The organism is Flavobacterium sangjuense (assembly GCF_004797125.1).
Taxonomy (GTDB): domain Bacteria; phylum Bacteroidota; class Bacteroidia; order Flavobacteriales; family Flavobacteriaceae; genus Flavobacterium; species Flavobacterium sangjuense.
On the sequence record NZ_CP038810.1, the window covers coordinates 1,698,083 to 1,710,524 of the forward strand.

The 12,442-nt window shown below is 35.7% G+C and carries 9 protein-coding genes and 1 tRNA gene; 6 read left to right on the top strand and 4 right to left on the bottom strand.

Translation table 11 applies throughout. The features are described from left to right. Positions 1-349: 349 nt before the first annotated feature. On the bottom strand, positions 350-643 hold the full coding sequence (locus tag GS03_RS07380; RefSeq protein WP_136151902.1) for a putative quinol monooxygenase: 294 nt from the start codon (positions 641-643) through the stop codon (positions 350-352). Positions 644-1,042: 399 nt separating this feature from the next. Here GS03_RS07380 and GS03_RS07385 point away from each other — a divergent pair, with 399 nt between their 5' ends. The 3 genes from GS03_RS07385 to GS03_RS07395 all read left to right on the top strand — a co-directional run bounded on the left by GS03_RS07385 (position 1,043) and on the right by GS03_RS07395 (position 6,315). After that, entirely contained in the window at positions 1,043-3,229 is a 2,187-nt protein-coding gene (locus GS03_RS07385) for a B12-binding domain-containing radical SAM protein (RefSeq protein WP_136151903.1), read from the top strand. A gap of 115 nt (positions 3,230-3,344) precedes the next feature. Next, complete coding sequence (locus tag GS03_RS07390; protein WP_136151904.1) at positions 3,345-5,453, top strand: ATP-binding protein; 2,109 nt, start codon at positions 3,345-3,347, stop codon at positions 5,451-5,453. Then, positions 5,440-6,315, top strand: coding sequence for a TorF family putative porin (locus GS03_RS07395; RefSeq protein WP_136151905.1), 876 nt, complete (start codon positions 5,440-5,442; stop codon positions 6,313-6,315). The genes GS03_RS07390 and GS03_RS07395 overlap by 14 nt, the downstream gene beginning before the upstream one ends. On the opposite strand, the gene rimO is transcribed toward GS03_RS07395, so the two are convergent. From rimO to GS03_RS07410, 3 genes are all read right to left on the bottom strand, one after another. After that, entirely contained in the window at positions 6,312-7,613 is a 1,302-nt protein-coding gene (gene rimO / locus GS03_RS07400; protein WP_136151906.1) for a 30S ribosomal protein S12 methylthiotransferase RimO, read from the bottom strand. The genes GS03_RS07395 and rimO overlap by 4 nt on opposite strands. Positions 7,614-7,730: 117 nt before the next feature. Continuing rightward, complete coding sequence (locus tag GS03_RS07405; protein WP_136151907.1) at positions 7,731-9,281, bottom strand: OmpP1/FadL family transporter; 1,551 nt, start codon at positions 9,279-9,281, stop codon at positions 7,731-7,733. Between the two features lie 77 nt (positions 9,282-9,358). Next, a complete protein-coding gene (locus GS03_RS07410) occupies positions 9,359-10,300 on the bottom strand; it encodes a hypothetical protein (RefSeq protein WP_136151908.1) in 942 nt (313 codons plus the stop codon). 100 nt (positions 10,301-10,400) lie between these two features. Between GS03_RS07410 and proS the strand changes: the two genes are divergently transcribed. The 3 genes from proS (at position 10,401) to rpsT (ending at position 12,435) form a co-directional block, all read left to right on the top strand. Continuing rightward, positions 10,401-11,879: a proline--tRNA ligase gene (gene proS / locus GS03_RS07415; RefSeq protein WP_136151909.1), complete on the top strand. Its 1,479-nt coding sequence runs from the start codon at positions 10,401-10,403 to the stop codon at positions 11,877-11,879. A 78-nt stretch (positions 11,880-11,957) separates the two neighbouring features. Continuing rightward, positions 11,958-12,029, top strand: a tRNA-Glu gene (locus tag GS03_RS07420). A gap of 154 nt (positions 12,030-12,183) precedes the next feature. After that, on the top strand, positions 12,184-12,435 hold the full coding sequence (rpsT, locus tag GS03_RS07425) for a 30S ribosomal protein S20 (protein ID WP_136151910.1): 252 nt from the start codon (positions 12,184-12,186) through the stop codon (positions 12,433-12,435). The last annotated feature ends 7 nt before the right edge of the window (positions 12,436-12,442 follow it).

The window sequence follows — 12,442 nt, forward strand, 5'->3', positions numbered from 1 at the left end:
AGATAGAACTTTCTTCGTGAAAACAAAATTTCAACTTACCGAAAACTCGGCAATATCTTGAAACGGCGGTTGGTGGCAGTTGCTGCTTATTTGGTTCCTTTAGGTTTCCAAAGCATTGTGCAGCCGAGATAAATTCGCTGACCCTTTTGTTGCGTTTTCCACTTTAATTAACCCAATATTTATTCGCTTATCGTTTCGGGGCGGCGATAACCAGAAGTCTTGAGGTTAACCTTGTTCGAATAACTCAACTTCCATCTTGCACAAATGTGTCTGCAAAGAGTGGGGCTCAAGCTATTGCTGGCCCCATCTATTTGAAGTGTTTAAAAATTAATAAATAATGTTTAAATTTTTATTTTATCGCTAATAAATCTACCATTTCTAGTACTGGGTCTTTAGCAAGTAGTGCAGAAGCATTCGCCATTAATGCCTTTGCGATTTCCCCATTTAAGTGAGCCGTTCTTCCATCTGTCGTTTCAAACGTATCGAATATACCAAAAGTTGAAGGTCCAATTTGTAAAGCATACCATCGTATTGTTCCAGGCTCGTCTTGGGCTAGCGGTAAAGCTGACTTCAAGAATTCCATTACTTCGCTTTCTTTACCTGGCTTTGCTTCTAACCTAGCTAATATTGCAAACTTTTCCATGATTTTAAATTTAAATGTTATTAAGAGGTAAAAATCAACCTCTTACCAAAGGTAACCTTTAAATATGTACTACACATATAAAACGCAGTAAATGAAGTTTACATTGACTATTTTTAAAACAAAGTAGTTATGACGACATGAAAAGAATGGTTGAAGTCGGATACAATATTGGTCTACACGTTCACGGAAATTGCCACCAACTTATATATAACCGCAACAAACCACACTAGGTTTCTATTTAACTAGCTCGTTGCCATTTTATAACGTATTATCTCTCAAATATAATTCTTTTTTACAAAAGTTAACTAGTTAGCACAAAACATATAAACAACAGTTTTACGTTTTTACATTCCAAAACTTTATCTTTACCCACATAAGTTTGTACTTTAAAATCCCATAATGAAAGACCTTCTTTTAATCACGCCACCGTTTACACAGCTCAACACGCCTTATCCGGCAACGGCCTATTTAAAAGGTTTTTTAAACACCAAAAGCATTACTGCTTTTCAAATGGATTTGGGCATCGAAGTGATTTTAGAACTCTTTTCAAAAGAAGGATTAACAGCATTATTTGCACATTCAACAATCAACAACCAAGATCCAAACTTAGCGCGAATCTATTCCTTACGCCAGGACTACATCAACACTATCGATTCAGTCATTGCTTTTCTACAAGGAAAAAATCAAACGCTGGCGCGACAAATCTGTGCCGGAAATTTTCTTCCCGAAGCTTCGCGTTTTGAGCAGTTAGACGATATGGAATGGGCATTTGGCTCGATGGGAATGCAGGACAAAGCCAAACATTTGGCCACGCTTTATCTCGAAGATTTATCCGATTTTATAAAAGAAGCGGTTGATGAAAACTTTGGCTTTAGCCGTTATGCCGAGCGATTGGGCAGAAGCGCCAATTCGTTTGACGAAATGTACAGTCATCTGCAAAACGAACTAACCTATATAGATACAATTTCATTGCAAATTTTGGAAGAAAGACTCAAGCAAGTCCAGCCCAAATTGGTATTGATTTCGGTTCCGTTTCCGGGAAATTTATACAGTGCTTTTCGTTGCGCGCAATTCATAAAAAAACTATTTCCAGAAATTAAAACAGCCATGGGCGGTGGTTTTCCAAATACGGAACTCCGCGATTTAAAAGACAAACGCGTTTTTGAATTCTTTGATTTTATTACGCTTGACGATGGAGAATTACCTGTAGAATTGCTTCACCACAATGTTTGTCACGCTGAGCCTGTCGAAGCGCTTTATAAAAGAACATTTCTCCTCGAAAACAACGAAGTAATCTATAAAAACAATTCAACCCAACCCGATTATAAACAAAGCGAAGTTGGTACGCCGGATTATTCGGATTTGCTTTTAGACGACTATATTTCGGTTATCGAAATCGCCAATCCGATGCACAGTTTGTGGAGCGATGGCCGTTGGAACAAACTGACGATGGCGCATGGCTGCTATTGGGGAAAATGTACGTTTTGTGATATTTCTTTGGATTATATAAAACTCTACGAACCGATAGCCGCCAAAACATTGGTCGACCGAATGGAGGAAATCATTGCCCAAACGGGAGAAACCGGTTTCCATTTTGTTGATGAAGCAGCGCCGCCGGTATTGATGCGCGAAGTGGCATTGGAAATACTTCGCCGGAAATTAACCGTTTCCTGGTGGACGAATATTCGTTTTGAGAAAAGCTTTACTGCCGATTTGTGTCTGTTGTTCAAAGCTTCGGGCTGCATTGCTGTTTCGGGCGGATTGGAAGTTGCTTCAGACAGATTATTGGAACTAATCCAAAAAGGAGTAACGGTAGAACAAGTGGCGCAAGTCACCCGCAATTTCACCGAAGCCGGAATCATGGTGCATGCCTATCTGATGTATGGTTATCCAACACAAACCGTTCAGGAAACTGTTGATAGTTTGGAAATGGTGCGCCAAATGTTTGAGCTGGGAATTCTGCAGTCGGGTTTTTGGCATCAGTTTGCCATGACAGCGCACAGTCCGGTTGGAATGTTTCCTGAGGAATTTGGAGTAATTCCCGAAATGAATGAAATTAGTTTTGCCAACAATGATATACAGTTTAAAGACAAAACCGGAATCAATCACGATAAATTTAGCTTTGGACTAAAGAAATCCTTGTTCAATTTTATGCACGGAATTTGTTTTGATTACGAACTTCAGGATTGGTTTGATTTCAAAATTCCGCATACAAGCATTCCGTCTGATTATATTGTTTCCTGTTTGGAAAGAGATGATCATTTTGCAACAAAACCTTCAGCAAAAATCATTTGGATAGGAGGAACCCCACTAACGGAGATTTTTACAAAATCCAAAAAAGGCAACTCTTGGGAAATGATGAAATTGACTTTTCACGATAAAAGAGAAACGGTTGAAATATCTTTAGAAAAGGACAAAGCGGATTGGTTTATACATACCCTGAAATCGCTTACTATTTCAAATCAGAAAACTACCACTTTTTCGCAACTCAAAACCAATTTTGAAAATCAGTTTGAAGATTTTGAATTATTTTGGTATTCAAAACCCTTGAATACACTGAGAGAATTTGGTTTGCTGGTAATTTAATCTTTTTCACAAATTCTTGATAACTTGTTAATTGTTTTTGTTCTACCAACAATTATCTCTATCTTTTAACGCCTATTTTTAGAAGCTAAACAAAAGTTAATTTGCTGAAATAATTATGAAGGTCAAAAAGACATTTCCAAAAATACTTTGGTTAATATTTTCCTCAAGTATATTTTTTATACTACTATATTTTGCCTTATTCTATTACACTAAAAAGGCCGAAAAACAAGTTTATACCACTACTATTGAACAGTTCAACAACGAGGTTACGAAGTTGCTTGAAGTTAACTCCAAACCCATACTTGTTGCGATTAAGAATGATACCAACTGGGATGAATTTATAAACTTTATTACGACAAAAGATACCAATTGGTATAACGAAACCATTGGTACTGAGTTAGAAATTTATGAAGCGGATTATTTGGGCGTTTATGATGCCGACATGAATTTTATCATAAGAACGCCAACGCCTAAAATAAAAACCATTGACTTTATTCCGAAGAAGGAAATGGAATTGCTAAAAAAAGTTGGGATAAATAAATTCTACCTCAAAATTCCCGAAGGAATTGCAGAAGTTACCGGCGCAGCCATTCATGCATCAAACGATCCGACAAAAAAGAAGACACCAACATCAGGATTCTTTTTTGTCGTTCGGTTAATGGATAAAAAATACATTAAGAATCTGGAAGAATTGACAAGTTCTTCCATAATATTTACTGACAAGAATGTTGCTTTGCCAATTGAAAATCATAAAATTTCTGCTTTGTATACCTTAAGAGATTCAAATAATCAATTTGTTGGGAAGCTTTTATTTAAAAGAAATTTTGAGGTGTATTTTGAAAATGCCCTTACTATATTATTTGTCATTATCGTGGCATTTGTTATAAATCTTATCGTTAATTTAATCTATACCCGAAAGCTGGTTTATTATCCACTCGATTTGGTTCGAAGAGCGTTAGAATCGGGAAACAGAAGAGCGATTAAAGAATTGAAGAATACGACTGGTGAGTTTAGTTATATTGGAAATTTATTCGAAGAAAACAGCAATCAAAAAATTGAGCTAATCAAAGCAAAGATAAAAGCTGAAGAAAGCGACCGGTTGAAATCATCCTTTTTGGCCAATTTATCGCATGAGATACGAACTCCGATGAACGCGATAAATGGTTTTACCGAATTGCTTCTTAACACTGAAATTAGCGAAGCTGAAAAGCTGGAATATTTGAATGTCATTGAAAAGAGTGGAAGGAATTTGGTTGGTATTATTGACGATTTGATTGAAATGTCAAAAATTGATTCGAATCAGCTTACGCCGAATTTAACTGTAGTCAATCTGGAATCCTGCATTAATGAACTTTATGAAACCGTTAAAGTTACGATTAAGAATAAAGACATTGATTTTAAGTTAATCCAGCCCAAAACGCCTGCGAAGTTCAATATTATAACTGATGATATTAAACTGAAACAGGTTATCATTAATTTGCTGACCAATGCGCTTAAGTTTACGGAAAGAGGTTCGGTTACTTTTGGTTTTGAAATTGATGAAGAAAATGAACTAATCAATTTCACTGTAAAAGACACCGGATTAGGAATTGATGAAGATAATCACAAAAATATCTTTGACCGATTCAAGCGTGTGGATAGCGACATTTCGATTAAAGTTGGTGGTTTAGGATTGGGATTAGCTATTTCAAAAGCCTACATCGATTTACTTGGAGGAACAATTACGTTAGATTCAAAAGTGGGCGAAGGTTCGACATTTTATTTTTCAATTCCGTTGAAATATTCAATAGTCGAGCATATCACGGTAAAACAAATCAATGATGTTGAAATTCAAAAATCAGAAGGAGAAACCATTTTGATAGCCGAAGATGACAACATCAATTTCTTGTTGTTTCAGAAGATGATGCAGAACAAGAATTACAAAATCATAAGAGCGATAAATGGTCAGGAAGCGGTTGATATCTGTCTCAATAATCCAAATATCGATTTGGTTTTGATGGATATTAAAATGCCAATCATGACGGGTTTTGAAGCGATGGAACAAATCAGACCGATACGTCCAAATCTACCAATAATAGCGCAAACAGCGTATTCGTCTTCAGAGGATAAGATAAAAATTGAAGAAGCAGGATTTAATGGTTACCTGACAAAACCATTGAGCAGGGAGAATTTATTTGAAATGATAAATAAGTATTTAGACAAAGAAAACTATGATGAAATATAAGCTGCTGATTCTTCATCTTATCGTTACTTCTGCTTCAGTATTTGCGCAGGAAACACAGCCTGCAACAGATACACTGAGTGTTGAGAAAGAGAAAAAATTATCATTAACTCTTGATGTTGTCAGCCGTTATCTTTGGCGCGGACAATGTTGGGGCGGTGACTATGTTGCGGTTCAACCGACAATAGAATATGCTGTTACGCCAAAATTAACTTTGGGTTTTTGGGCAACAACCAATTTCAAAAGTGATTATTTTTATCCTGATGGCGTGACATCTTATAAAGGTTATCAGGAAATTGATTTTTATGTGACCTATCAGCTTAATGACTTTTTACAGTTGCAGGTTTGGGATTATTATTGGCCATCGGTAGAAAAAGTGGAAGGCATTAATAACGGCTTCTTCAACTATGGAAAAGATGGCGTAAAAACCGTTGACGCGATGTTGTATTTTGATTTTTCAGAAGGATACAAATACCCGTTTAATGCCACGATAAGTACACTTATTGCCGGAAATGATTTCCGTTATGACAACAATGGTGAAAATCCAAAGCAGAACTTTACAACCTATCTTGAATTGGGTTATACCTTTACGCTGTTTGAAAAATCAACTTATAAAGCCATACAGGGAATAACACTTGATCCTGTTATTGGGGCGGTTTTGAATAACAAAGCAGCTTATTACAGTTATGCCGATTATGACAAGGTTTCGCTTTGTAATTTGGGAATAAAAGCTACCAAAGAAATTGATTTAGGAAAAGGAATCACAATGCCATTGTCTTTGAATTATGTTCACAATGGCGCAACGCAAAACACGGAAGCCTTTGGTAAAAATTTTGTTGTAGCCGGAATCAGTTTTAGCTATTAAGCCGGTTCGCCATAAAGGTCGAATTCGGTAGCATCAATAATCTTTACATTGACAAAATCGCCCGTTTTTACGTAGAATTTTGAAGCGTCAATCAGCACTTCATTATCTACATCCGGACTGTCAAATTCAGTTCTTCCGATGAAATATTGGCCTTCTTTTCTATCGATAATGCATTTGAAAGTTTGTCCTACTTTTTCCTGATTTAAATCCCAGGAAATTTGCGATTGTAAATCCATTATTTCTGCAGCACGCGCTTGTTTTACTTCTTCGGGAACATCGTCTTCCAATAAATAAGCATGGGTGTTTTCTTCGTGAGAATAGGTAAAACAACCTAATCTTTCAAACTTCATTTCCTGAACCCAGTCACGCATGATTTCAAAATCTTCCTGCGTTTCTCCAGGATAACCAACAATCAAAGTTGTTCTAATTGTCATTCCCGGAACTGCTGCACGGAAATCTTTTAATAATTTGGTTGTTTTTTCTTTAGTCGTTCCGCGACGCATCGATTTCAAGATATTATCTGAAATATGTTGTAACGGAATATCGATATAATTACAGATTTTTGGTTCGCGTTTCATCAAATCCAAAACATCCATTGGGAAACCTGTTGGAAAAGCGTAATGCAAACGAATCCATTCGATGCCTTCTACTTTTACTAAGTTTTCTAACAACTCGGCAAGGTTTCTTTTTTTGTATAAATCCAAACCGTAATATGTCAAATCCTGAGCGATAAGAATCAATTCTTTTACGCCATTTTTAGCTAAACCTTCGGCTTCTTTTACCAACTTCTCGATAGATTGCGAAACGTGTTTTCCACGCATAATCGGAATCGCGCAAAAGCTGCATGGTCTGTCGCAACCTTCGGCAATTTTGAGGTAAGCGTAGTTTTTTGGAGTCGTAGTCAAACGTTCACCCAATAACTCGTGTTTATAATCGGCGCCAAGTGCTTTTAACAAGAGCGGTAAATCGGTTGTTCCAAAATATTGGTCAACATTTGGAATTTCTTTTTCTAAGTCGGGACGATATCTTTCAGACAAACATCCGGTAACGAAAACCTTGTCTACGATGCCATTTTCTTTTTTATCAACGTACTCCAGGATAGTATTAACCGATTCTTCTTTGGCATTATTGATAAAGCCGCAAGTATTGATTACTACAATATTTCCCTCCTGCTCGTGCACCACATCTTTGCCGCTTGCTTTCAGTTGGCCCATCAAAACCTCACTGTCGTAAGTGTTTTTGGAACATCCAAGTGTAATAACGTTGATTTTGTTTTTCTTTAATGACTTAGTTCTCATAGACTTAATTCCGTTTATTTAGAAGGCGTGCAAAATTACGCTTTTTATTTCTAATTAAATTGTTAAAATAAAAAACCACCTCGAAAGAAGTGGTTTATTGATTTCATTTTATCAAAATTAGAAGTTAATAGAGTAACTAATAACGATGTTGTTATTGTATCTACTTATTCTTGCCGGGTCATTCATACCGGAAGAAACTAATGACTGATTCATATTTCTGTGTTCATAAGAATAAGCTAAGTCTATTTTGTTTTCACCAAAACTATAACCTACACCAGCTGAGTAACCGGTTAAATCTCCAAAAGGTTGATCTACTTTATAAGGACTTTGGTCAAAATGATAACCGCCTCGCAAAGAGAATTGTTTGATTTTGTATTCGCCACCAACTCTGACTTCAACAGCATTATCTAAATTATTTTTCAGGAATTGATTTAGGCCAACATATGGGTATTCATTTTTTGGTTTGAATCGGGTAGTGCTATAATCTTTTGTAGAAACATCTACACTCAATATTCCTTTTTTACCAAAAAGATAAGCCATGCTTCCAGTCCATTTTGAAGGAGTTTGTATTTTGTAAGGTGCATAAACATTGATAATATCAGGATCAGCGACATAGGTACTTGAAACAGAGTTAGTGCTGTAATCAGATTCAACATATTGTGCTAACTCATCTGTTAATCGGTACCACGTTGGAGATTCATAAGCCAAACCTACTCGGAATTGCGGAACTATTTTAACTATTGCACCAAGATTAAATGAAAAACCTGCGCCATAGGTGTGAAGCTGGTTATCAAAACGGATATAAGACACTCCGTTGGCAGCCAGGCCGTCATTTTGCTCAATTAGAGATGTTGTTTTCACATAATCTGTAAAATGAGCATTAATATTCAGCCCTAAAAACAAAACATCTTTGTATTGAGTAGCAAAGTTTCCAATGATCTTGCCGTTGTATCCTGTTGAAGTGTAATAATTTTGTTGCGAATAATTAGCGGCTGGCACATTACTGCTGTAGGTGTTAGGTGAATTAGAATCAAATAAATAAGTTGAATATCCTAAAAATGCCTGTTGAGCCTGAAAACCGTTTACATTAGGATAGCTCGAATCAGGTAATGTTCCTAAATAATCATATAACTCATAAAAAGTCTCATCGGGTTGTATTGTCAATAGCTCTAAAGGAATTCCACCATTGGCATTTGCCTGATTTGTGAAATAATTCCCAATAGAATTGTAAGGGTTAATTCCGGCAGAAAAAATACTGTTGTTAAAGTTGTTTGCGTTTTCATAATTGAAAGCTATAGCAATTTTTTTCCAATTGGATTTACCACTAGAGTCATTAAATACAAAAACAACTCCTGCCTGATTTAAATCCAAAGAACCGTCATTGTCTTTTGTTCTTGTGCCATAATATAGTGAACTGTTTTTGGCGTTATAAATACTTCCGGTTACAGTAGCGAAGTTATTGTTAAAAAAAAGTGACCCTGCCGGATTTTGATTGAGTGCAGATAAGTCGCCTCCAACTGCTCCAAAAGCACCGCCCATTCCTCTATATCTTGCAGAACCTGTTAAGTTTTCAACTGCATAACGAAGAGCATCTTCTGGCGTTGTTTCTTGGGCTCTTAATGCTGAAAAAGTTAATACGGCAATGATGATAGTAATATTTTTTTTCATAGTAATTTATTTTTTAGTCAAAAAAATATCTATGCAATTTGTTCAATAACATAGATATTTTTCACTTTTAAATCTTTTTATCTTCTTCCACCACCAGATGAGGATCTTCCTCCACCGCTACCTCCTCCATAACTTCCACCACCATATGATGAAGATGAACGTGTATTTGAACTTGGAGTGTAGGAGCGCACCGAAGATTCGTTACTGCTACTTCTTGTTGGTTGTGTATAAGAGTTAGTTCTTGTTTGATTATAACTATTGTTTCTAACAGGTTGTTCTGCTGAAGAAGTTCGTGTGTTATTATAATTGTAATTGGTATTTCTTGTTCCGGATGCTGTATATGAACTGTTTCTTCCGTTATTATAATTATAACTTCTGGTGCCACCATTTCTAACACCATTTCTGTTTCCATTTGAAGAATAGGTATAAGCAGAGCCTCTTCGACCTCCGTTATAATAATAGTTGTTATGATAATTATTTCCATACCAATTATTACAATAAGCTCCATAATAGCCACCATACCAATTACCCCAACCTATATTCCAGCCAATGCCCCAACTTGGCCCATACCAACTGTTCCAACCCCAGCCCCAACTTGGTCCATACCAGTTATTCCAGCCCCAGTAATTTCCGTACCAGTAGTTATTCCAATAACCATAACCCCAATTGCTGTCATAAACATTTACGGTTACGCTTTGTGGATTATTTCCCCAACTTGAATTATTTGAATTGTAATTTTCTGTTTTTTTAATAGAATCGTTATATACAGTGCTGTAATTATCAACATCAGTAAATGCCTGAGAATCTTTATTTAAGTCGCTAAAGTATTCTTGATATTTGTCACTTTGAGAATTGTCTTTATTTGAAACTTCTCTTTTGTTTTGCGAGTTTCCGTAAACTCCATCATTATCATAGTAAGAACTATTTTGATAAGAGCCACATGAGGAAACTACAACTGCGATTAATCCAAATAGTGAATAAATGGATAATCTTTTACCGGAAAAATAATAAGTTTTCATATCTATAGCATTTTTATTGTTGGACTATACAAAAATAGTTAGTTTTGCCGAACTATTTAGTTAAAATTAGTTAAACAATTTTTATGCCAAAGTATTCAATATGAGCAAGGACTTAACAAAAAGAGCAGAAGATTATTCAAAGTGGTATAACGAACTAGTTGTCAAGGCAGATTTGGCCGAAAACTCTGGTGTTCGCGGTTGTATGGTTATCAAACCATATGGCTATGCTATTTGGGAAAAAATGCAGGCTGAATTAGACAGAATGTTTAAAGAAACAGGACATAGTAATGCTTATTTTCCTCTTTTTGTGCCCAAAAGTATGTTTGAAGCTGAAGAAAAGAATGCAGAAGGATTTGCTAAAGAATGTGCTATTGTTACTCATTACAGATTAAAAAACGATCCTGATAAACCGGGAAAATTAATGGTTGACCCAAATGCTAAATTGGAAGAAGAGCTTATTGTTCGCCCAACTAGTGAGGCAATTATTTGGTCAACATATAAAAACTGGGTGCAATCCTATAGAGATTTACCATTATTGATTAATCAATGGGCCAATGTGGTTCGTTGGGAAATGAGAACCAGATTGTTTCTTAGAACTGCTGAGTTTTTGTGGCAGGAAGGTCACACCGCACATGCTACTAAGGTAGAAGCTATTGAAGAATCTGAAAAAATGATGCATGTTTATGCAGATTTCGTTGAGAACTTTATGGCTATTCCGGTAATCAAAGGGTTGAAAACTGAAACTGAACGTTTTGCCGGTGCAGAAGAAACCTATTGCATCGAAGCTTTAATGCAGGATGGAAAAGCATTGCAGGCAGGAACCTCACATTTTCTTGGACAAAATTTCGCCAAAGCTTTTGATGTTAAATTTGCTAATCAGGAAGGAAGACAAGAGCATGTTTGGGGAACATCATGGGGTGTTTCAACTCGTTTGATGGGCGCATTAGTAATGACGCATTCTGATGACAATGGTTTGGTTTTGCCACCGAATTTGGCTCCAATTCAAGTGGTAATTGTTCCGATTTTTAAAACAGATGAAGAGTTTGAAGCTATTTCAGCAGTTGCTAATGATTTAGTTGCTCAATTCAAAAAATTAAGAATCTCCGTTAAGTTTGATAACAGAACTACTCAAAAACCTGGATTCAAATTTGCCGAATGGGAACTAAAAGGTGTTCCTGTCCGAATAGCTGTTGGACCAAAAGATTTAGAAAATGGAACTTTTGAAATCGCAAGAAGAGATACATTATCTAAAGAAGTCAAGCCAAAAGAAGGAATAGTAACTTATATTTCAGATTTACTGGAACAAATACAAAGTGATTTATTTAATCGTGCTTTGGAATATAGAAATACGCATGTGACAGAAGTAAATACTTTTGAAGAATTCAAAGATGTTTTAGAAAATAAAACAGGCTTTATCGCTGCGCATTGGGATGGAACTCCGGAAACGGAGGAAAAAATTAAGGATTTGACTAAGGCAACCATCCGTTGTATACCATTAAATAGAGTAGAAGAAGAAGGAAAATGTATTTTTTCCGGAGCTAAATCTACTGGTAGAGTGCTGTTTGCAAAGGCTTATTAAAAAAATATAGAAAAAAATTATCTAGTCTCTTGCGAAAATAAAAAATAGTTGTATTTTTGCATCCGCATTGAGAAAGATGGCCCGTTCGTCTATCGGTTAGGACGCCAGGTTTTCATCCTGGTAAGAGGGGTTCGATTCCCCTACGGGCTACAAATTAGTTGTAAATTAGTTTTATAAAACAAAAGTTCAGTGTCTCGAAATTTTGTTTTATTAGTTAAAACCAAAGTGATTATTTTAATTGTGGGAGGTTTTTCTTTTTTAACTAGTATTTTATTAATTACAATTAAATTTAAATTACAAGAAAATGGCAAATCACAAGTCAGCTTTAAAAAGAATTAGAAGTAACGAAAAGAAAAGAGTATTAAACAGATACCAACACAAAACTACTCGTAATGCTATTAAAGCATTAAGATTAGCTACAGATAAAAAAGATGCTTCTGCAAAATTATCTGCTGTTGTTTCTATGATAGACAAATTAGCTAAGAAAAATATCATTCATGATAACAAAGCAGCTAACTTGAAATCTAAGTTAACTAAACACGTTTCAAAACTATAATTGAAAC